Annotated in this window: 9 protein-coding genes; 7 read left to right on the forward strand and 2 right to left on the reverse strand. The window is 36.5% G+C overall.

The annotated features are described in order from the left end of the window. Nucleotides 1–308: 308 nt before the first annotated feature. The gene (locus PL77_RS27715; RefSeq protein WP_172665964.1) at nucleotides 309–5,171 is read left to right on the forward strand and encodes a LamG-like jellyroll fold domain-containing protein; all 4,863 of its coding nucleotides are present in this window, start codon (nucleotides 309–311) and stop codon (nucleotides 5,169–5,171) included. Between the two features lie 177 nt (nucleotides 5,172–5,348). Continuing rightward, nucleotides 5,349–7,364 (forward strand): sulfatase, encoded by a 2,016-nt coding sequence (locus tag PL77_RS27720; protein ID WP_044212725.1) that lies wholly within the window; start codon nucleotides 5,349–5,351, stop codon nucleotides 7,362–7,364. Between the two features lie 139 nt (nucleotides 7,365–7,503). Here the strand turns inward: PL77_RS27720 and PL77_RS27725 are convergent, their stop codons facing one another. Next, on the reverse strand, nucleotides 7,504–7,881 hold the full coding sequence (locus PL77_RS27725) for a PH domain-containing protein (protein ID WP_044212728.1): 378 nt from the start codon (nucleotides 7,879–7,881) through the stop codon (nucleotides 7,504–7,506). Between the two features lie 450 nt (nucleotides 7,882–8,331). Here PL77_RS27725 and PL77_RS27730 point away from each other — a divergent pair, with 450 nt between their 5' ends. Together PL77_RS27730 and PL77_RS27735 are read left to right on the forward strand one after the other, a co-directional pair. Continuing rightward, complete coding sequence (locus tag PL77_RS27730; RefSeq protein ID WP_044212730.1) at nucleotides 8,332–12,585, forward strand: fibronectin type III domain-containing protein; 4,254 nt, start codon at nucleotides 8,332–8,334, stop codon at nucleotides 12,583–12,585. Between the two features lie 1,014 nt (nucleotides 12,586–13,599). Further along, the gene (locus PL77_RS27735) at nucleotides 13,600–15,654 is read left to right on the forward strand and encodes a fibronectin type III domain-containing protein (protein WP_082026770.1); all 2,055 of its coding nucleotides are present in this window, start codon (nucleotides 13,600–13,602) and stop codon (nucleotides 15,652–15,654) included. 71 nt (nucleotides 15,655–15,725) lie between these two features. Here PL77_RS27735 and PL77_RS31945 read toward each other — a convergent pair whose 3' ends face one another. Beyond that, nucleotides 15,726–15,995: a hypothetical protein gene (locus PL77_RS31945; RefSeq protein ID WP_156152578.1), complete on the reverse strand. Its 270-nt coding sequence runs from the start codon at nucleotides 15,993–15,995 to the stop codon at nucleotides 15,726–15,728. 1,414 nt (nucleotides 15,996–17,409) lie between these two features. Here PL77_RS31945 and PL77_RS27745 point away from each other — a divergent pair. The 3 genes from PL77_RS27745 to PL77_RS27755 form a co-directional block, all read left to right on the forward strand. Further along, a complete protein-coding gene (locus PL77_RS27745) occupies nucleotides 17,410–20,529 on the forward strand; it encodes a TonB-dependent receptor (RefSeq protein WP_044212739.1) in 3,120 nt (1,039 codons plus the stop codon). A gap of 11 nt (nucleotides 20,530–20,540) precedes the next feature. Further along, complete coding sequence (locus PL77_RS31155) at nucleotides 20,541–22,187, forward strand: RagB/SusD family nutrient uptake outer membrane protein (RefSeq protein ID WP_082026771.1); 1,647 nt, start codon at nucleotides 20,541–20,543, stop codon at nucleotides 22,185–22,187. A gap of 46 nt (nucleotides 22,188–22,233) precedes the next feature. After that, the coding region (locus tag PL77_RS27755) for a LamG-like jellyroll fold domain-containing protein (RefSeq protein WP_044212741.1) at nucleotides 22,234–25,193 on the forward strand (2,960 nt) is incomplete at its 3' end.

Consider the following 25,193-nt stretch of genomic DNA (forward strand, 5'->3'; position numbering starts at 1 on the left):
AATGATGCTATCGCTTAACATTCGCGCCATTGAGCTTTTGACTTCTAAGCCTAGATTTTTTGCTTCGTTTTCCATCAATGGAAAAATGAAGAAGAAGGAATTTTGAAAGTAGATCCTATAAATGCTTGCAAAAAGGTCGATTGAAAGTTGACGATAATTTAGTTCTACTTTTTATGCAAGAAACCCCATTAATTTCCCTAATTAATCCCTATTTAATATAAAATTAAGGACAGTAAATAATTTTGATACCAAACGAAATAGGAAATGAATTGAACTAACAATTCGATCGAAAACTATACGAAATGAGTATGAACTATTTATTACTTAATTTACCAACTAGAAGAGTTAAACTACTCTTTTTATGCTGTGTATTGATCACCAATATTGGTTTTGGTCAAAACATTTTTCAGCATCTATCCACTCACGATCCATCAACAATTAAAGTAGATGAAACCAATTCTGTAACAGAATGGATCGATTTGTCTGGAAACGAAAACCATGCAATACCCTATTTCGGTAGTGCCATTTATCCTTCCGCTAATGCTTCTTTTTCCAACCAATACGGGATTGATTTTGGTGCTTATATAAACCCTGAAATAGAGAAAGACCGTTCGGGTTTACAATTGCTTTCTTCTGAAAAAGGAGCAGAACTTTTTGATTTTACAGGAGTTGCAAGCACAAAAACAGGTTTCAGTGTTTTAGTCTCTTTTCAGGTGAATAAATACCATAACAATTGGAGTGATTTGATCGGAAACACATCCAATAATAGTAATAATGGTTTTGGTATACGCTATGGAACAGAGGGCGAGTTTCAAATTTATCTTGGAGGACAGGTACTAAATGTACCGGGTGCAAAAGCATTACTCAACCATTCGGTAGTGGTGGCTTGTAATTATGACGCAGAGAGTGGAATACTTACTTTTTGGGATTCCCAAAACTTACTAACACAAACGCTGACTGTACCAAAAGCTAACTTTAATTTTGATCATTTATACTTGGGTACATTTACCAATGGCAACCGACAGGTCAATGGTATGGTGGGAGAAGTGAAAATATTTGATGAAGCACTTTCAGCAGAAGAATTTAAATATGAATACTCCAAAATGCGTGACTTATGGCACCGTTTTATTTTACCAGTGGAGATTATTGGTGCTGAAAATTTGGTGGAACAGCGTTCTTTTTCACTGACTCAAGCAGAAGTGGATGCAGCACAAAAGATATGGATGCAAATCAATAATTTGAGCTATGAGAATAAAGTGTCTATCAAAGTCAATGAAGGGGCATGGTACGACCTGAATCATGCATCTGTAGAAATGCCTATTCAAGAGAAAGCGAGAGGAGGAATGCAACATGGAGGTTATAACACCATCAGAGTGTCAATTCCGGCAGTAGGCTTCAAGGCAGGCGTCAATACAATGTACTTTAGGTTCAATCATTCCGATGCAATTTCAAATGGTTTTCGTGTAGTGAAATTCAATTTATTAGATGAGGTTAAAGAAAATATCCTTTCGGAGGATTTCTTCTATGATGATGATCCTGAATTATGGGTAGGACCTTATACGGATGATAAATCAATTCAAGAAGGAGAAGAATTATGGAGAGAAGGGGCTTTGTGGTCCAATTATTTAAAAGAAGATACAAAAGGTTTTTGGTATGGTTATGAGTTGTTGCCACATGCTCCAATCCAAGCTAAATGTGCCGATTGTCATACACAAGATGGTAGAGATTTAGAGTTGTTTTCTTATTCCAATAAATCGATTATTGAGCGATCAGTTTTTCATAATCTGACAGAAGAGGAAGGTAGAAAAGTGGCATCCTACATTCGTTCATTAAAAGATAAACACGAAAATGTAAACCGTCATGGACGTCCTTGGAATCCGCCTTATCAACCTGGGCCAAGTTTGAAAGACAAACCAATTGAATACTGGGCAGCAGGAGCTGGATTAGAAGCCGTATTAGATAAAGATGAAGATATGTTGCCTTATATGTTTCCGAATGGTGTAAATGAGGAAACCGTAAAGGATTATTTTGACCAAGATAAAGGGGAAGACCGTACAGTTTTACCATTAGCACTTCAGTTTCCAGACTGGAAACACTGGCTACCAATGGTACACCCTAAGGATGCCTTTACAAAAGGGACTTTTTACGAAGATACTTATATAGACAGAACACCTTATAAAAACAGTCAGGAGAGTTTGTTGAACCCTGAAAAAGGGATTGAAATCATTAGAGATAAAATCGCTGAATTACCGAAAAAAGGTGATGGTGTAACAGTGGATATGAATGTACTTTCGGAAGAGCAATTGGCTGATTTTCGTTATGCCCATGAAGTATTTCGCTACAATTTCCGTTTCTTTCAATCGCAAGGAGGTGGACAAACCAAACACTGGAGATCAACAAAAGGAAATGGATTGGATGCCTTAGATGATAATGTGGCACAAGAGTTTGCTGGTACAAGTTTAGCCCGTTTGATGGCGGTCAAAAACTTTGAAATTATGCAGGAATTCAATCTGCAAGATCAAGCCGAAGATTATATTTTAGGAGAAGACCATCCTACGTCAAGACAGTGGTTTCATGGACTGTCAAAACACGTTTTTGAGGTGCCCGCACATATTACAGGTTGTGTAGATGGCAACTGTCAAACGTTTGGAGATCAACCCGAAGAAACAGGGCAATATGAATCTACTGTATGGTATCATCTTCAAGCCGTTTTGGCAGGGGGCGAAGGACAACAATGGTGGAATGGTCCGGTGGATTATAACTATCAGCCTATGTTTATTTTACGTAGTTCAAAATCCTCCAACTTATATCAACCCTTAAGATATTATCACTCGTTGAGCACTTTGTACAAAACAAAAACGTGGTCCGGTGATCTTACACCTAATGATGGTATGGGTTTTAGAATAAGAGTACAAGGACCTTGGTATTTCTTTGGAAAAGAAGGGGATGGTGGAAAGAACAATTTCCATGGTTTTGAATCGGGGTTTTGGCCTGGCTTGCTTGATGATATTCAACCGGGTATGACAAAACTCTTTTTAGATGCTCAGCTAAGAGAATTTTTAAAAGCCGTAAGAAAACATGATATCGCTTCATGGGATCGTTGGGAAGAAGGAATGAACGGATCAAATGTGTTGGACCCTATCGAGAAGTCTGAAGTTTGGGATGTAACACTTTCCAATGATGAGCTGTCGGATGGTAGTGAAGATGAAATAGGTGCACCACTTTGGGCAGATCATATGTATTGGGTGATTGGAGAGTCAATCAAGTTTGGGGTAGATTGTGAAATCATCAGGGACTTAATCGCATGGAGCGAAGAGGCTTGGCCGAATATTGATTGGTCTTTTGAAATAAAGCCTCAACTGAAGTTAAAGCTCAATGATAATGCAACTTTTTTCAGTGAAGTGCAATACATCGAAGCCATTGTTTCTACGGAAGGGGAGGCCGCTTCACAATATGAATGGTGGATCAATGGAGAAATTGCATCAGAGACTTCATCAAGATTAGAATCTACGTTGTTAGCTCCAGGAGATGTCGTGGTTTGTAGGACTATATCTTCTTCAGAATGTCTCGATTTTTATACGGCTTCAGACACTTTGGGATTACCGGGTGATTTGAATATTCAGATGAGAATCAATGAAGAAGAATGGCAAACTCCTCAAGACCTATGGGCGTGTGAAGGTGATCAATTAGAGATGAAAATCGGGCTTGAAATTGCTCCAATCATGTGGTTAGACGCAACAGCAATTACGGATGCTAAGGAAGGAGATAGAATTACAACATGGGAAGATCAATCTTCAGAGGGTAATGATGCTGTAGCACTCAACAATAGTATTGCACCTGTTTATAGCAGTAATGCCATGAATGGTTTACCTGCTTTGGCTTTTGGAAAAGAAGAAAACGAAACCAATAGCTTGCGATTATTCCCATCAAGTAAAACAACTTTCCTGGAAGAGGATTTTACGGTTATAATGGTACATCAAATTGATCCTGTAAGCGTTTGGACCAATACTATTTGTAATAAAAATAGTACTGATGGAGATGGTGTTTACTTTAGAGTTTCCGATTCTGGCAAATTTGCCATTGGAGGAGGAAGTAGAACACTTTCAAGTTCAGCCTATGGTTTACCACACAGCAGTATTAGTACTTTTTCCCGACAGGAAGATAGAATGGAGATGTATACCAACGGGGCAAAAGAATTTGATTTGGCATTGGATGCGAACGAAAAACTAAGCAATAATGAAGGTTTATTTCTAGGTCAATACAGTAGTTCTCCGAATCAAAACAGGCACCACAAAGGGTATATTGCTGAGGTTATTGTGTTTGATAAAAAGTTGTCTCAGAGCGAGCAAGAATTAATTGAGGGCTATTTGGCACATAAATGGGGATTGGTGGAACAGCTTACTTCCGTAAGCAATTTTAAGTTTTCGTCTCCTCTTGAAATGACAGTTCAATCCCCTACAGGACAAGATTATTTTTTCAATCAGTTAAAGAGAACCTTTTCTTATCCATTAAACAACGAAGAAAGCTTTGGAAAATTTAAAATGATTTCAGAGTTCAGTAGTAATGAAGGAGTTGATTTCAATATCAATTGGTCAAATCATTATTTTGAACAATACGAAGCTTCCTATAAAATAGATGATAACATGGTACAATTAGGAAATACAATTGAGGTAACTGAGGGAAGCGAAATTACCTTAATACCCAATAGTAGTACATCGGAAGATTATTTTTGGACTTCTCCATCAGGGGTTCGTTACCCGAGTAATGAAAACCCAGTTTGGACTGCATCTTTAGAACATGAAAATAATGGTATTTGGACATTAGAGGTTCTCGGTGATTTTTGTACAAATGTTGAGAATTATGTTCAAATCACTGTCACTACGGTAGAGAAAATAGATGATAATAACGGTAATGTCACCGCTGTAGATAATGATTCAATGAAGACCACAGTGTATCCTAATCCATCTGATCAAGTGTTTACAGTGAAATCTTCAGCATTAAACATCAAAAAAATTCAAGTAAATAACTATCTTGGATTACCACTCAAAACATTCGATGTGAATCATAAGTCAATAACCATAGATTTAAAGGAATTGAATAGTGGCATTTACCTGCTGAAAATGGAGTTGGATAATGGTACAATTATGTATCATAAAATCATTAAAAAGTAATAATTGATCATTTGTCAGTACCTCTCTTTTCTTAATTGAGGGCTATTAAGGTACAATTAATATATAATTAGCCTACTTCTTACACTTTTGTAAAGGCATCAAGCACTTCTTCAATGTGCAAGGAAAACATTGAAGAAGTGTTGCTTTCAAAACCGATTTTTTAAAGTATAATCAGAGATGAAAAGAATTATAATAACGATCTTAACTTACCTCATTGGTGTTACGTTTGTAAGTGCTTCTTCCAATCCCGAAGAAAATAAAAGCAACGCAAAGAAAAAGAAACCCAATATTGTCATTTTCTTTACAGATGACTTGGGTTATGGAGATCTCTCTATTAATGGAGGTTTAACACCAACACCTAACATTGATAAAATTTTTACTACAGGTACCACTTTCACCAATTATAATACACATTGTGTTTGCTCTCCTTCAAGAGCAGGAATGTTGACAGCGAAGCATTATGTGAAGACGAATTCAGGTCCAAAAACAGGTGGTGAATTGTCTACAGATGAAGTGACAATGCCAGAGACTTTACAGGAAAATGGCTATGTAACAGGAGCATTTGGTAAATGGCATAATGGAGCACCAACATCTTATGGTGGAAATGAGAAGAAAGGAAGCAAAAAGTTTCAGTTGGGAGCAGGTGTAAATGCTCATGGTTTTAACCGTTTCGTAGGTTACTACGGAGGTGGTGGTAACTACTTCACACGTATGTCAAATGTATATGCACAAGTATCATGGTACCATGACAAAACCAACCGTCCGGATGAAAAGGGCTATACTACGGATCTGATTACAAAATATGCTTTAGAGTTTATTGAGAAGAATAAAGACGAACAATTCTTATGTTATATTCCTCACGAAGCCATGCACAATCCTTTGAATGCAAAGTACGAGGATATATTAAGAGTACCCGAAGCAGTGAAACAAGGAACAGCTTTATTGTCGAAAGAAAAGTATAAAAACTATTTTAAAGGTAGTAAGGCTTGGACGAAAATGTCAGATGAACAAAAGCAAATTGTACGTTCTGCCATGTTGCTCAGTTTAGATGATGCTGTGGGGGAAGTGGTTTCTTACCTAGAAAAAGAAGGTTTGTTAGAAAATACGATTGTCATTTTCACTTCAGATAACGGTGCCACTCCAGAGGGAAATAACTTACCGTTCAAAGGTCATAAGCATACCATTTATGAAGGTGGTATCCACGTTCCTATGGGGATGATGTGGAAAAATGGAGGAATGAATAAAGGAGAGAAATATACTGGAGATTTCAACTACCTTGATATTTACCCAACACTTACGGCAATGGTTGGTGCTAAGCGTGATCAATCAGTAGAGATTGATGGACGAGATTTGTCGAAAGAAATCATGGGAAATAAAGCACATGATAATACGGTTCAGCAGTGGGTTTGGACTGGTGAAGGTGCCGTAAAAGAAGGCAATTGGAAATTGATTTATAATCCACTAGAAATCCAATTGTATGATTTAAATGAAGATTTGAAAGAGGAAAACAACCTTGCGGAGCAACACCCAGAGAAAGTTGAAAAAATGACGCAAATGCATCTGGATTTTCTAAGAGCAAACAATATTAATCCTTCTTACCTTCCTCCTTCATACCTACCTAGTGCATCACAAAAAGCCGCACCACAAGGTGAAGTATTAGAATTTTATGTAGATCAAGCAATGCCAATTAAAAGTGGTAAAGATGTGATGCGTTTTGCATTTGCCAACGGCTACGATAAAATGAAATATACAATTGAGCCGGGAGATGTTGTGGAATACGATATCATGGTAGCAGAAGACGGACTCAACGAAGGATTCTTCTATTCACCAACCAGCACATGGAAATTACTTTTTGCCAAATCGGGTTATGACCAACATGGCAGATACCAGAAGAAAGGTCCTGGAGTGAAAGAAGGAAAAGGCGTTTGGGAACATAGAGTAGTAGGAATCGGCGAGGCTACACCTCAGAAACTATCTTACAACATGATGTCCTTTATGGGAAGAAAAACTGGCGTTTATCATTTCTATATTGACAACCTAATTGCTAGAAAAGCAGATGGTACAGTGATAGAGCTTTGGACAAGTGGAAAGCATACCATCAAAAGATGGAAAGAGTCTCCATTTATGAAAAACTATAAAGAGAATATCTTTAAAACAGTAGAAATCAAAACAGTGGAATTAGATCAAATCTAATATATTTTACATTCGCCCATGCTCAAAAACACGGGCGAATGTTGGAGAAATTACCCCTAACGAATATCGTATATTATATTGCTTAGAACAGTCAAGAACGACTTCAATTTGAAGTCTGCCTTGGCTGTTTTTGTTGCATTTATTTGCAGACGTTTTTCGCTAATGTTTTTTGAAGAGAAACAACATCCACTCCGCTGCTTAACTCATATTGAAGAGGTTCACTTTGACCCGATAACCAAATTTTAAGCTCAGCATCTGAATCAAAATTACCGGCAGTTTCTACCAAAAATTGAGTGATAGATTTATAAGGAATAGAGTGATATTCTTTTTTCTTGCCTGTTAAACCTTGTACATCTAAGACAATAAGTCTTTTATTGGTAAACACCCACTTGTCTCTAAAAATTTTGAAAGCCGCTTCTACGGTCTCCCCATCATATATCACATCAGCGAAGTCAGCTTCTAGATCTTCAGCATTAAGTTCAGAGGCATTGCCTGTCAAATTGGAGAAAAATCCCATTGTATTGAATAGTTAAAATTTGCATTAAAAAAACAGATAGCAAAACACTACGGTTTACGATCTGTATTTAAATATACTAAAAGTATGACATTATCATTTAAATGATCAGATATTTTATGCTATAAAACCCGTACTAAATTCTGCTATTTTTTACTCTTACTTTCTGAATATTAAAATTTAATGTTATCCCTTTTTAGCCCAAGAACCCTTAATAAGGCAGGATTAAGGATTAATTAATGATTAATTAGTGTATGCCGTACATTTTTGTATCAAGCACTTCTACAAATGAAAGGAGTGATTTTTTTAAAGAAATTCAACAGAAGTAGTTGATAAATAGAGCAGGTTTGAAAAGGGAAGAAATAAGTGAACTGACCGACATCAAACACATAGAGCAACTTTTTTGAATCGCCAAATGATCAATTACTTCTGAGGCAAACAATATGTAATGATATGAAAAAACTTAGTACCTTACTCTTGGTTTTCTTTGTCATGATGCAAGCATCTTGGGCAAAAGATATTTATGTAAAGAGCACCGGAAACGATGACACAAATGATGGTAGTTCAGTAGAAACAGCAGTTCTTACAGTGAATAAAGCCTATGCTCTGGCAGATTATGGAGATGTGATTATCGTAGATGGAACTGTAGTGATTACGGAATCATTTGCCATCTCAAAAAGCATTACGCTAAAAGGTGTCAATAACGGTACAATTGATGCCCAATCCACTACGAAGCATTTCAATATTGCCCTTTCTGATGAAGATGAAAATCCTTATTTCAGAATGGAAAATATCAGCCTTATCAATGGTAATGGTGAGTACAACACACCTGGGTCTTATAATATCGGTGGTTCCATTACTATTGCAGGTGGAACAGATGCACCAATAGAAATTGTGGATTGTGTTTTTGATAACAATACTACATTGAATAATGGTGGAGCCGTAGCGGTAGATGGAGGTAAAGTAAACTTCATTGGTTGTCACTTTACCAACAATAAAACATTGGGTGTATTGGATGATAGTAACATGGGTGGTGCTATTGCTTTGAGTCAAGATGCAGATGTGATGATCTCTAGTTCTACATTCGAGAACAACACAAGTACGTGTGACGGTGGTGCTATTTTCTACAACTCCAACAATGCGGTCATCAGTTTGAAAATTGCTAGATCTTATTTTGCGGGGAATACTGCACAAAATAATGGTGGTGCGATTGGTTTTATAGCCAATAAAAATAACAGTTCTAGCGTTGAAATCATCAACTCTACTTTATATAACAATTCTGCAGACAACAATGGTGGAGCGATCAGTGTAGCCTCAAAAGGTGTAGGTACTTTGGTATTGACCAATACTACAGTATACAGTAACATTACGACGAAAAGTTTTGGTACAGCTGGTGGTATCAGAGTCAACAATGCTAGTTTCCCAACTACACTAAATAATTCATTGGTTTTTGATAACTATTTCCCAAGTGGAGAAGATAAAATTGAAACAGACTTACAAGTGACTGCTGCGGTGACTGTTAATGCTTCAATTATTGGAGTAGTGAATGTAAATGAAGTGGACTTGTATACAATTGATGACGTTTCGTTAGTAGGAAATAACAATAGCGGCAACAATATCAAGGATAAGGCCGATCTAGCATTGATGTTGGATATGGAGAAAAAGGTAGTGACATTTGCAAACGATGCTGTTGCAGTAGGTTTAGGAAAAGCAGAATACTTAACGGCAGATGCGAATGGTTTTATTTTTGATCAATTAGGAAATATCAGACCAGCTACTGATGGTAAAATTGATGTGGGAGCATATCAAGCGAATGGGGTAGAGGTAACGGAACCTGTTGCTCCTGAAATTTCATCTTCTAATATAACAGCGAATAGCTTTGATATATCATGGACAAGTGCTACAGATTTATTGAAGAACTATACAATCTATTTAGATGATGAATTTGAAGCGGAAACTTCGGCATTATCTTACCAATTTTCTGGGTTAAATCCTTATCAAAATTATACGGTAAAAGTAGTCGCGACAGATGTTTTTGACAAAAGTGCAGAGGCCACAAAGGAGGTAATGACAATTGACAATGTGAAACCAACTTTTACGGGTGAGCTACTATCGTCTGCCATTGGTGAAAATGCTTTTACAGTAACATGGCCTGTTGCAGTTGACAATGAATCAGGTTTGAAAGGTTATAAGGTGACATTGGGTGAAGAAAGTATAGAAGTTGATGCCTCCATTCAAATGCATACTTTTGAAGAATTAGAGGTGATGACAAGTTATACGGTGGAAGTGACGGCTATTGATAATGCAGACAACGAAAGCGATGGACTTGCATTGACTGTAATAACTATTGATGAGACAGCTCCTACTATTCCTACTGATGTTGCTGTAGACCAAATTGAATCTTATAGTGCGGTGGCCTCTTGGACAGCTTCAATGGATAATCATATGGTGGATCATTACATTATCAAATTGGGTGATCAGGATATTGTGACAGAGACAGCGGCTACAACATTTAAACTTGAGGAGCTGAGCCATTCTACAACGTATAAATTTACGGTAAGTGCAGTGGATGTTGCAGGTAATATTTCTACTCCAAGTACGGAAGTGACTTTCCAAACGATTATTCCAGTACCAAGTATTCCTGATGGAGTGAGTGTTGATGCTTCAGAAACATCAGCAGTAGTGTCTTGGAATGCATCAAATCATATCTCATCAGTCAGTTATGTAGTGATGTTAGGTGAAGAAGAGTTAGAACCTACTTCTGAAACAACATTGACATTAACAGAATTGGAAGAGAACACGGATTATGCAGTGAAAGTGAAAGCGATTGACGAAAGTGATGTTAGCTCTGAATATAGTACAGAAGTTACTTTTACGACATTATACTTTGCTCCAGAAGTACCTACAAGTATAGCTGTAAGCCAAGTAGACAATACATCGGCAGTGGTGACTTGGGATGCGGTAGAACATGTGTTAGGTGTAAGCTATAGTGTAATGTTGGGAGATGAGGAATTCGAAACAACATCGACAACTTATACACTGACAGACTTAACACCGAATACAGATTATGAGGTGAAAGTTAAAACAGTAGATGTGAATGACATGGCATCAGATTACAGTGATGCAGCTTCATTTACAACGACTTATGATGCACCAACGGCACCATCAAATATTTCCGTAAGTGATGTGATGAAGACTTCAGCAGTGGTATCATGGGATGCATTGGATCATGAAGTAGGCGTAAGCTATACAGTGATGCTAGGAAATGAAACATTCGAAACTTCTGCAACGACATTGACTTTATCGGACTTATCAGAAAATACAGCTTATGAGGTGAAAGTAAAGTCAGTAGACGTCAATGATAAGACTTCAGATTACAGTGATGCAGTGGGTTTCACAACGGACTATTCTGTACCTGCAGCCCCTCAAGATGTTATGGTAACTGAAATAGAAGAGACCACAGCAAAAGTAACATGGACTGCTGTAGAACATTTCTTTGATGTAGTATACATTGTTGTGCTAGGTGATGAAGAGTTTGAAACTGAAGATACATCATTCATGCTTTCTGATTTAGCGGAGTATACTGATTATTCAGTAAGTGTGAAAGTGAAGGATGCGAATGAGAAGTATTCTGAAATGAGTGAATCAAAAGCATTCAAAACTTCCTATTTTGCTCCAGAAACTCCATCTAATATTGCCATTTCTAATGTAACAACGACTTCAGCTGAGGTATCATGGGACGCTGTAAATCATGTAGTCGGCGTCAGCTATAAAGTGATGTTAGGAGACGAAACATTCGAAACTTCTTCCACAGCATTGACTTTATCAGACTTATCAGAAAACACTGCTTATGAAGTAAAAGTAAAAACAGTAGATGTGAATGATATGATTTCTGATGATAGTGATGCTGTAAGTTTTACAACAGATTACACTGCACCTTCTGCTCCTCAAAATGTAACTGTCAGCGACATCAAAGAAACTTCAGCAACTGTAACTTGGGAAGAGGTCACTCATTTTTTTGATGTAAAGTATATCGTCCTGTTAGGTGATGATGAGTTTGAAACCGAAAATACATCATTCACACTTTCTGATTTAGCGGAGTATACTGATTATACGGTAAGTGTGAAAGTGAAGGATGCGAATGAGAAGTATTCTGAAATGAGCGAATCAAAAACATTTAAAACTTCCTATTTTGCTCCGGTTGCACCTTCAGATATCTTGGTTTCAGGGGTGACTCCAACATCAGCTACAGTATCTTGGACGGCAGTATCACATGCTTTAGATGTCACTTATGTAATCACGATTGACGATAAAACGTTGACAACAACTTCGACTTCCTTCGTTTTAGAAGACCTATCTGAGGGTACATTGTATACTTTCACGGTGAAAACAATGAATAGTGAGGAAGTGGAGTCAGAAGAAAGTGAGGAGAATTCTTTTACAACTGGAACTACGCCTCCAACAAGTGTTGATGGTGCATTAAGTGAATTGGTAAAAGCATTCCCGAACCCATCAAGTTCATTTATGCAAATTCAGTTACCTCAGGTAATGGAAGGAGAGTACTTTATAAGTGACTTGAATGGTAAAAAAGTTCAAACTGGAAAAATCAATTCTAACCAATTTACTTTAGCGCTTCCAGCAGGAATTTATATCCTGAATATTCTATCTAATGATCAATATCTTATAAAAAAGATCAGCTTTAGATAAAAATGATTGAAGAAGGATAAAAGAAAAGTGTTGAGAGGAAAAGGAATTAGAAATGTACTAATCATTATAAAGACCTTCTACTCCTCAACACTTTTCATCTCCTTAAAAAAGTAATAATAAACTTCTATAAGATATAATTGTGGTTGCTGGTTCAAATTAATTTTACAGTGTTATCAACAGTATAATACCTGAAACTATCTTATCATTTTTTTACTACTTTTTAAATTAAAAATACTTATTTTCAAGCACATACTACATCTAAGCTTTCTATTATTTTAGTTTGGTAGTCCATTTTCCACCTTGAAGTGAAAAGCATTAAGAATTTCATAGATTGAACTTTAAAATCCTTTAGGCGGGAGAAATGAAGACAAAGATAGCTTGAAAGTAGATCATAAAAACCTGACAAAAATGTTGACTGAAAGTTGACGATAATTTAGTTTAGAATGTAGTACTACATTGTAAACTAAGTTTACGTTAATATTTAATCAACATTTCTACACACATTTATAGGCTCTACTTTCAAGCTTCTTTCTTCTTCATTTTTCCATTGATGAAAAACGAAGCAAAAAATCTAGGCTTATAAGTCAAAAGCTAAATTCCATTCCTCTCGCCTAAATGATTTTAAACTCGCTAAAGCTCAAACAGCAAAATCATTTTTAACGGCTCCATACATGAAATTCTTCACGCTTTTCCCTTCAATGCCAAGGAAAGTACTGCCAAACGAATTGGGTAGAATGCCACTGGCGCGAATGTTAAGCGTTAGCGGCATTCGTGTCCTACAGATCAACAGAAATCTCCTGATTTCTAAAAATCATAAATATTCGAAAACTTAGTTTAGAATGTAGTACTCTTTTTATCTAAAATGCTCTCAAGCATATTTTTTAATAGAAATGCAGCTCACTAGCCTCAATTAATCTCAAATTAATGCTGAATTAGTGAAAATTTTGAGATGAAATTCAACTTTACACTCATTAATGAACGTGATGAAATGAACTTAAAAACAGAAATTATTTTATGAAACGATATGTACTATTACTGTTCACTATGTTGCTCTCTTTCACGCATCTTTACGCTACAAAAATCTACGTGAAGAGCGGTGGAGATAACTCAAATAATGGAAATACTGTAACAACTGCCGTAGCGGACCTAAATACAGCCTATGATTTATCTGCTAATGAAGATACAATTGTAGTAGATGGAGCTTTGATACACACTCAGGCTTTTACCATAGAGAAAAATTTATATGTCATTGGTCAAAATAATGCTGTTGTAGACGCTACAGGCAACACAAAGTTTTTTGATTATAACAATACAGCAGAGGGAGCATTTCTTGTGGTGAAAAATATCACTTTTAAAAATGGCAACGGTCTTTTTATTGACAAAGAGGAAGATGGAGGTGCAATACTCATTGAAGGTACAGGAAGTGTAACAATAGAAAATTGTATTTTTGAAAATAACACAACTACTGCTGACGGTGGAGCAATAGCTGTAGCAATTGAAGGAAAAACAAGTATTGTTTCTTGTCAATTTATAGGAAACGAAGGACTTGGAGGAAAGAGTAACGGAGGTGCTTTGGTTGCCGGAAATGGTGGGAATACTTCCACTTTTAATATCTATGAAACACTAATCAAAGACAATAAATGTGACCGACACGGTGGTGCTATTTTCTTAAATGGTAAGGTCTTCTCTCACCTTAGAAACACAACAATTTATGGTAATAGAGCCGCACTACATGCCGGAGCTATTAATGTAGTTTCGGAGGAAATTTCGTCAACTCGTTTTGATAATGTCACCATTACAGCCAATGGTAACGTCAAATCAGTTACAAATGGAGGTGGTTTGAAGAGCACTAACTTCAACCATGATTTTATCATCAACAACTCTATCATTTTTGGTAATGTCAGTAAAGTGGATGCAGAAGGAAATGGAGATCCGTCAGATATTAATTTTATAGATTATAATAAAGTAGAAATTAACTCCTCTATCATTGGGTATTTTGTGAGTGGAATGACAGAAGATATCGTCTCTGACAACAGAGTATTATATGGTGGCGAAGACTTGGATACCCCTCAGCTACTATTAAATGAGATAGATGAACGAGGTGTAGTCACTTTTGATGCATCAAGTTTAGCGGCTGGGTATGGTGATCCATCGCTTTATTTACCTCACGAAGAACATAATCACATCATTGATCAGTTGGGTATGTTGCGTTCAAAATTATCAACAACTATTGACATAGGAGCTTATCAGTTGGACGGAAATGTAAGATTAGAGCAAATACTCAATGATAGTAATGCACCTGAAGCTCCAGAAAATATACGCTTTACCGAAGTCTTGGATATTGCATTGGAATTAGAGTGGGATGCATCGATTGATGATGGAGGTATAGAATATTATACCGTTTCAATTGACGATCAAGAACCAATCATTACCACTGCTACAAGTTACCGTTTTACGGGTTTGCAGATGGATACAGAGTATAAATTTACCATTGTAGCATATGATTATTCAGGTAAATCCTCGACTCCAATCGAACTATTTCAAGCAACAGAAGGTCCTATTGTACCCCTTATCCCTTACAATTTAGTCGTTAATAATATCACTTCTACATCTGCGACAATTTCATGGGAAATTGAAAAGCATAAAGGATTAATATATGAGATAAACGTATTTGGCCGTTGGTATCAAACGGAAGATTTATCTTTTGATTTAGTGGGGCTACTGCCTGATAAAGAATACATCGTAGAGGTAAGGTCGATCACCAAAGAAGAGCAGTTGCCATCTGAATATAGTGAGACGTTAACATTTACTACTTCATCAGGAGTAATTGCGTCATTATCAGATGATGAAATTAGCTTGAATGCATACCCTAATCCTACATTTCAGACCATGAAAATTGAATTAGGTATTAACGCTACTTCATTTATAGTTTATAACCTGCTTGGTAACATTGTAAAGGAAAGTAAGGTGTTGGGTAAATCTTTTGATCTGACCTTACCAAAAGGAATATATGTTATCCAAGTCAATTCAGAAGGAAAGAGCCTTTCGAAAAAACTGATCTTCAACTAAAGAAACATTAAATCATCTGTACTAAAAATGCCCAAGCCCCTGTAATAGTAAATAGCTATTATGGGGTTCTTTTATGCTCTTAATAGGGTGGTGGTGGATTCTTCTCCATATTTTGCATTCATAATGAGCCTTTCAATAGTCTCAATATCGCTCCATTCCCTAGAAGAGATCTTAAACTGTTTCTTTTTATCCTCCGTTTGATAACATCTCAGAATTAATGAGTAATAAGTTCTACTCATTTTTACCTTATCTATATCGAAAGAATATTTTTGAGTCACAAATAATTTTCTCTTTTCAAAAATAAGTTGATCATTCTGAATAGAGATTTGACTCAAGTACATATATTTCTTTTTTATCAAATAAGAGGAAAGCAAAGTTCCTCCAATAATACAAATGAAGAAATATGTAATTATTGAACTAAAAATTATATTAAAAACAGCAATTCCTACAATGTTCATACCTGCAAGAAATGAACAAAGGAGATCTATGTTTTTAACACTATGGTTTGAATTTCGTTTGAAAACGTCCATAACTATTAAAAGTATATTTGTAGTAGAGTAAAAAATTCTGTTCTTTTATTTAGTGCTAACAGACTAAAAAGTAATCACTTTATGTCACCGTACTGATGGTTGCAAATTTACAAATAAAAAGATAACAACTTTAAATTGTACAATAATAAAATGCAATATTACTATTTAATTTTTTAAAAATTAAGATTAACAATATGTACAATACTTTATTTGTATTATATAATTAAACCAACTATCATGACCGTGTGATTTTTACTTTATTACTATTATTACAACTAGAAAGGTTTGTCACCATTTTAGTTAATATAGTATTCTGAAAACTCTTCATATTAAACATATTTTATAGATACATTAGCCTTACTTTATTTTATATTTATACTCTTACAACACATGCTGTCATCAGTCTAAATCATCATGCAAGAGAAAATTACTTTTTTAAAAAAATAGGTGTAAAGCTAGTTCTTTACACCTATATTAAGGTAGTCACATCTAAACCTGTTTACAATTTAGTTGTTAAAATAAATCAGTCGAATTATAAGGCATAAACACCACATCGTTGTGATATACCATCACTTTTACTTTAATTTTGATAAATGTGAATTCGTTTTAGTCTTTGTTAATTGCTATTTTAATTACACAATCTAAAGGTCGTTTTTTTGTTTAACATTGTTAAGAACATAACAGTCAAATTCTGTTACTTTTTGTTTTGCGACTGATTTTGAACAGTTATTGGCTGATTTGTACAATTTTTCATGCTTAAAAAGAGCAAATAGTTGCTTTTTGTCAAATAATGTTGGGTAATTTATTTCAAATAAAATTTGAGTGTGATTTCATTTTTTTATAAAAAAACACTCTTTAATGTGTAAAGGGGCAACTCATTATAATGGATAAGTACAATTATTGTGTCACTTGATCTTAAAAATGGCAAACTAAGTTTTCAAATATGTATGGTATTTATTGTCTTGGTGAAGCAAGTTTAATAACTCTCTTAATTAATAGTGTAATTTGATTTTTTAAAATATACACCCAAGACAAAAGATTTGTGTTGGAAACAGTGTGATAAAATCATTTGAATCTTCTATATTAACGTTTTTAAATCTCTCGTGGGTTTGAAAGGATAAATAATGAGTTCATTCAAACAAACATTTACCAAGTACTTTTTTCAACTACACTCTTTGTAGATTAAATGCTCTTCTTGTGAGTTCTTCCCTAAATTGAAGTAATTATGATAACTAACATCAAAGAAGGTAAACTATTCTTTTTCTTATTATTTTATCTGTTCGTTATTAATACTGTCTCTGCTCAAATTACGATTGTTGGAAACGTAAAAGGAGAAGGAGGGGTATCGATTCCTGGTGTCAATATCAAGATAAAGGGGACATCCAAAGGAACTATATCTGGTTTTGATGGGAAGTATAAAGTCAATGTTGACAATGGAAATAACGTTCTGATCTATTCGTTCATTGGTTATAAAACACAAGAAATACAAGTAGGCAACCAAACGACAATTAATGTGACCCTGCTTCCAGATAATAAAACATTGGAGGAAGTAGAAGTTGTTGCAATTGGGTATGGAGCAAAAGTCAAAAAGAAAGACCTTACCGGAGCTGTAGGTTCGGTACACGGTGAAGAACTCACCAAAAGTAAGGCCACTTCTTTTATGGAAGCCATGCAAGGAAGGGCCACCGGAGTACAGGTAGTTTCACAATCAGGAGAACCAGGAGCAGGGGTGAATATCAATATCAGAGGAAAAAACTCCTTGAGTATGAACTCTCAGCCATTGTATGTAGTGGATGGTGTACAGATTGAAGTCAATGATGGAGAAGTGGCTTCTGGAGATTTTGGATCAACCCAATCCTACAATCCTTTATCCTCCATCAACCCAAGTGATATACTTTCTGTGGAAGTGTTGAAAGATGCTTCTGCAACCGCCATTTATGGATCAAGGGGAGCAAATGGCGTCATGATCATTACCACCAAAAAAGGGCAAGATGGTCAATTTAATATCAACTTTGATGTATCACATGGCGTAGCCAATGCCTCCAAAAAACTCAACGTTTTAGATGGAAATACTTATGCTGCTATGCGTTTTGAACGTAATCCTAATTCCAACTTATATGGAGAAGAAATTAATGGCGTAAGAGTACCGAGAACATTTCCCGATTCTATGATGGTCAATTGGCAAGATGAAGCCTTTGTACAAGCACATATTCAAAATTATAACATCTCTTTCAATGGTGGAGGAAAAGGGTTTAATTATGCTTCCTCCTTTTCTTATTTAGACCAACAAGGAATCATTAGGGGTACGGGGTATGATCGAATTACGGGAAGGATTAATGTTCATCAAAAAGCCAATAAATCAGTGCAGTTAGGGGTAAACCTTCAATTTTCTAATTCCAATAATAATGGAGCAGCACTGAATGGAGGGAACGGTAATTTTAATGGAATTACTCAAGCTATCGTACTTTTTAATCCCGTCTTGATTGATCCTAGTTTGGATCCCGAAGGGTATGAAACGGGCGGTTTAACTTCACCCTATACGATGCTGACCGATGCCTACAAAAATGTGGAAATGAACCGCTTCTTAGCAACCGCTTACATGCAATTGAATTTTACAAAGAAGTTCCGATTAAGAGCAACCGTGGGCACAAATAGAGTCCTTTCAGAAGCAAGGGAATTTTATGGTAAAAATACGAGTTGGGGAAGGGTAGCCAATGGAAAGGGAATCATTAGAAATAATAATGCAGCATCTACTTTTCTCAGAAATATACTTACCTATAATAATAATTTTAGAAGGAAACATAATGTCAATGCACAAGCGGCATTTGATATGGAACAATACGAATTTAAAAGTAGCTTAATCAAAACTTCTGGCTATGTCAATGAAGTAGTAGGTGTGGATGATTTAGGTTTTGCACAAAATGTGGAAACTCCTTATTCCAATAGGCAAGTCAATACACGGATGTCCGCTTTAGGAAGATTAAACTATACTTTTAATCAAAAATATCTTTTTACTCTTTCCTATAGGGCAGATGGGTCTTCAAAATTTGTGAATCACAAGTGGGGCTTTTTTCCTTCGGCAGCTGTTGCTTGGCAATTGGGAGAAGAGTCATTTATGAAAAATATCAATGCTGTTATCAGCACTGCCAAATTTAGAGTAAGTACAGGAGCAACCGGCAATGACCGCATTCCCACCGATGTTGCTTACAGTTATGCATCATCTGCAGATTATGGAAATGGGGGAACAATAGACAAAGGTTTTGCTCCACTTTATGAGGCTTCTTCAGACCTCAAATGGGAAATCACTTGGCAGCATGACGTTGGGGTAGATTTAGGCTTTTTAGAAGATCGAATCAATATTACTGCGGATGTCTATTATAAGAAAACATCAGATTTGTTGTTGTACGCCAATGTAACGGGAGTGAGTGGTCAAGCCAAACAATGGCAAAATATTGGAGCAGTAGAGAATAAAGGGCTTGAGTTAGCTTTGAATACGATCAACATCGACAAGAAAAAATTCCAATGGAGTTCGAATGTCAATATCACTTTCAATCAAAATAAAATAGTAGACTTGGGCGGAGTTGATGAAATTCCTTTTCTGATTCCCGGTGGTTATATGACCGATATGGGAAGATTGATTGTGGGCGAATCCATCGGTACGGCTTATGGTTATGTGCAGGATGGTGTCTATCAAACCGATGATTTTACTTCCGATGGAGTGTTAAAAGAAGGGGTGGTAAGTATGGCCGGAAGAAACGTTCAACCTGGAGATTTTAAATACAAAGATTTGGATGGTGATGGTGTGGTAAATTCCACTAATGATAAAACAGTGATCTCCCAAAGTGTTCCCCAACATTATGGAGGTTTTTCAAATACTTTTAAGTACGCAGGGTTTGACTTGAGCGTGCTCTTTCGATGGTCTTATGGAAATGAAATCTACAACGCAGGACGATTTCGATATGAAGGAGGTTTAGGTGTGCAACAAATTAATAATGTGACGCAGGAGTATTGGGAAAACAGATGGACTGAAGATAATCCGTCCAACTCTTATGGAAAGCTAGCCAATGCCGGGGCAAAAGATATTTCAACTTATTATGTGGAGGATGCTTCCTTTATTCGATTACAAAATATCTCATTGGGTTATACTTTCAGTGGTCCATTTTTGGAGGGGATGAATGTGAAAAACATAAGAGTTTACGGGGTAGCTGATAACCTTTTTGTATGGACGGAGTATTCGGGGTATGATCCTGAGGTGAGTTTTAATAATACAGTCATGACGGGATTGGATAGAATTGGCTACCCAAGAGCGACCACAATCACTTTAGGCATCAACGTAAATCTATAAAGAAGCAAACAATGAAACAGAAGATATTGATAAACATGAACGCCTTCACTTCATTCCTATTCGGGTTTACATTTTTGTGGTGTATGACTTCATGTGACGATTTTTTAGAAGTGTCTCCAAAATCAAAAATTGATCCTGAGTTTTTAATTGTCGATTCAGTAAGCGCAGAAACGGCTTTGACAGGAATTTACAACATATTGAATGCAAGTGATGTGAATGGTGAAGGAAATGCGGCTACTTTCAGAAGGAATATGCTGTACTTATTGAATGGCGGAACGGATGAAACGGTGCCCAACTCCAATCAAGTTTTGTATCAGCCTTATTTGACGTACACTTACAATGATTCCGATATAATGGGAAGGGAAGCATGGCTTTTCTTTTATGCAGGAATCAAAAGAGCCAATTTCTTTTTAGCCAAAATTGAAGCTATAGAATTTGAGGGGGAGGTAAGAAAGACAGAACAAATTGCAGAAGCACGATTTCTTAGAGGAATTTATTATCAATATTTAGCGTGGTTATACGGAGGAGTCCCGATTACAAAATCACCAAATGGAAGCGATGCGGATTCATTAAGTAGAGCTTCCTTGCAAGAAGTTTATACTCAAATCGAAGAAGATTTACTATTTGCCTATCAAAATTTACCGCTTCAAAATGCGAAAGCCGGCAGAGCTGATAAATGGTCAGCGGCAGGGTACCTTTCTAAAATGTACTTGTACCTTGCTTCCGCAAAAGAAAATAACATTGACCGCTATCATTCAACAGAAATCAACACATTGGATTGGGTAGAAAGCGAGAGGTACTATCAAAAAGGGTATGAGATCAATTCAGCTATTATTGGTCAGAAACAATTGGTTGAAAACTATATCCACTTGTTTAGGGCGGAAACCAATCAAGAAACGTACAGTGAAGTATTGTTTGGAGTGGAAGCAACGAACAATCAAGATGTCATTATGATTTATGTGAATGGCTTCATTCCCCAAGGTAATATTAATACAAATGGAGGAGGGTACGGCATTGTTCGCCCAAGTGTGGAATTAATCAATCAGTACCATTCAAAAGACGTTCGTTTTAAAAACAACGTGACCGGCAATATCACAAATCAATCGACAAAAGAGAATTTCTTTGGAGTGGATTACTATATGCCTACTCCAATCAATTTATCCAAAACCAATATCAGTGTGGGGAAATGGAGACAGCCAGTTCCGGGTTCTTATCCGCTGGAACCTTGGGCAAGCCCCTGCAATTTCCAATTGATTCGCTATGCAGATATTCTATTGATGCAGGCAGAATATGAAGTGAAGGTCAACGCCAATGAAACGGCCGCTCGAAACTACTTGAGAGAGGTGAGAAGGAGGGCAGTAAATGGTGACGAACAGCTAACAAATGAACTGACTTTTACTTATAAAAAGTATGATGTCATGGAAGAAATTAGAGCAGAACGATCCCGTGAATTATGCTATGAAGGATGGAGAAAGTTGGATTTAATTCGATGGGGAATTATGGAAGAGACTATTAATGATCTGACATTGGAAGGAAGTGGTTTTCAATCACAAATGCAGCTATTGAAAAGTAATTTTTCCACCTATAAAATTTGGCTGCCGATACCTTCCACTGAATTAATACTAAATACTAATCTGACTCAAAATTCGGGCTATTGAACAAAGGAGTTCCTTAAATTTTGATCAACTATTACAAGATATTTAAATGAAACTATTACAAACATTTATAGGCATTTTGATTTTGTTAATTCCACTAAGAGGAATGACACAAGGAGATCCTATTGTTCAGCTGCTATTTGATCAGGCTACACCTACTAATACTGGAACGGAAACCAACATTGTTTTTAACGATTTGGGTGGCTTCACTTATCAGCAATCGGATGAACAAAGGGCTGCTTTTGCAAGTGTTTCATCGAGTAATAAAGGAATCACATTCAAAACTTTAGAAGGAACAAATTACCCTATTGCTAGTGGTAATGCTGCTCGATCATTTTCTTTTTGGATCAAACCCAAAGTACTTACAGGAACCCAAAGCCTCATTTATACAGGTGCAGGGAGTGGAACTATTTTTACGTTGCAATTGACCAATCAAGGTAAAATTAAGCTGGCGGATAATGGAGGGAACTGGGTGGCCGCACAAACTATATTGGAGGTGGATCAATGGGCTCATGTTACAGTTACTTTGAAAGAATCGATTGGCATTCATGATGTTGAATTTTATATCAATGGAATGCCTTCCACGGTAGGTACAAGTGGCTCAAACAATATCATCAATACCAATACCGGAGTTTTTAAGATTTTTGGCACTTTAACAGCCGATGTAGCTGACTTTAGATACTATAATAAGCATTTAGATTTTATCGAAGTATTCAATGTTTTTGGTCAAAAGGAATTACTGCTTGATGTAGTTACAAATGAATCAGTTTTATCTGATAGAAGCCCTAACAATTATGCCTTTTCGGTGCTTTCAGGAGTACCTACTACCGGTTTTGATGATGTGGATCTGGGGAGTGTGCTATCTGCTGATGGTGCTGTAATTACAGCTTCAGATTTTAGAGGAGTGGAAGGGGCTACGCCAAGAACGGTCTTATTTTGGTACAAACAAAAGGAGGGGGCTGAAGCTACAGATAAATTAAGCTATTATGGATCTGAAAATAATAAGTTTGACCTTCAGATTAGAAATAATACCTCTTTCAGATATTATAATTTTTACAGTACTGAACAAGGAGGAAGCTACTTAGCAGTCAATGAGGAAATAGATTTTTCTGTATGGAGACATATTGCTATAGTTACCAATGGAGAGACAGTAGATGATGTGAAAATATATATTGATGGAGTTGAAAAAGACATTGATCTAACAAATGCCACGGTTACAGCCATTAATACTACTTTGGCGGGCGATTTTAGAATTGCTAACGCGGCCCAAGGCTATTTTAATAGTTATAAAGTATACAAGGGAGCATTGTCAGGGGAAGAAGTGAAGGCTGATTTTGAAGAAGTTAAATTCAATCAAACCATCACTTTTGACGCCCTTCCAGCCGTTGATACACGAACAAAAAAAATTGAATTATTAGCTACAGCAAGCTCTGGATTGGAGGTGACTTTTGAAAGTTCAAATCCTAGTGTAGCTACAATAGAGGGTTCAACAGTGACAATTATAGGAGCTGGAGAAACAATTATAAAAGCATCCCAATTGGGGAACGATAGGTATAAAGAAGCAATTGAAGTCACACAAAAGTTATTAGTTACTCAATACATTCCGGAGGTAGATCCACTACTTGATTTTGCTTTTTCAGAAAATGTTTATGATCCCGCTTTTATCAATACAGGCGTACGATCAGAAGTAAGTTTATCAGCCAATGAATCAGGCGGAGCAGGCATCACCTTAGGTGCATTTGATGAAGATAAAGGTCAAGTGTTGGGGGTGAGTATGGAGCAAGGAACCGGAAGTTTGATCTTTAAGGAAAATGGAGGGAATTATTCGGGAGTGACGGGAACGGATGCAAGGACCTATTCTGCTTGGATTAAACCCAATGATTTATCAGAGTTCAATACTATTTTTTACGCGGGTATCGATGAAGGCGAGAAGACCTCTTTAAGTGTTCAAGTATTACCGACAGGTGCTATAAAATTAGTTGCTGGAGGAAATATAGTCACAACCGAAGCGTATCATTTTATTGAAAATCAATGGAATCATATTGTAGTTTCTATTCCTAATGAATCGATGTTGTCTGACATTCAGATGTACATTAATGGAGCACTCGCCGAAACGGTGGTCACCAATGATCGCTTATTCAATACAGCTCCTGCAACGTTGGCGATCGCCAATAAATTCTGGGGATTATTCAGTGATTTCAAATATTACGAACGAGCGATAAGTGATGAGGAAGCCATGGATTTATATGCTTCAACGGTTTTTATGCATCGTATTAATTTCAATTTGCCGACAACGTTAGCCGTCAGAGAGTCGGTTGAATTTTTGATTAGTACTACCTCTAATTTAGATTTTGAATATAGTATTTCAGACCCTACAAAAATAAAAATTGAAGAGGGTAAATTGATCACTTTGGAAGAAGGTGAGGTGATCATTGAAGCCACATCTTTTGGAGTAACCTCAACGCATCAACTGACAATCACGCCTTATATTCCAGAAGAGGAACCGTTATTGGATTTCGCTTTTTCAGAAAATGTTTATGATCCCGCTTTTATCAATACAGGCGTACGATCAGAAGTAAGTTTATCAGCCAATGAATCAGGCGGAGCAGGCATCACCTTAGGCGCATTTGATGAAGATAAAGGTCAAGTGTTGGGTGTAAGTATGGATCAAGGAACCGGAAGTTTGATCTTTAAGGAAAATGGAGGGAATTATTCGGGGGTAACAGGAACAGCCGCAAGGACCTATTCTGCTTGGATTAAACCCAATGACTTATCAGAGTTCAATACTATTTTTTACGCGGGTATCGATGAAGGCGAGAAAACCTCTTTAAGTGTTCAAGTATTACCGACAGGTGCTATAAAATTAGTTGCTGGAGGAAATATAGTCACAACCGAAGCGTATCATTTTATTGAAAATCAATGGAATCATATTGTAGTTTCTATTCCTAATGAATCGATGTTGTCTGACATTCAGATGTACATTAATGGAGCACTCGCCGAAACGGTGGT

The organism is Flammeovirga sp. OC4 (genome assembly GCF_000812565.1).
In the GTDB taxonomy this organism is placed as follows: domain Bacteria; phylum Bacteroidota; class Bacteroidia; order Cytophagales; family Flammeovirgaceae; genus Flammeovirga.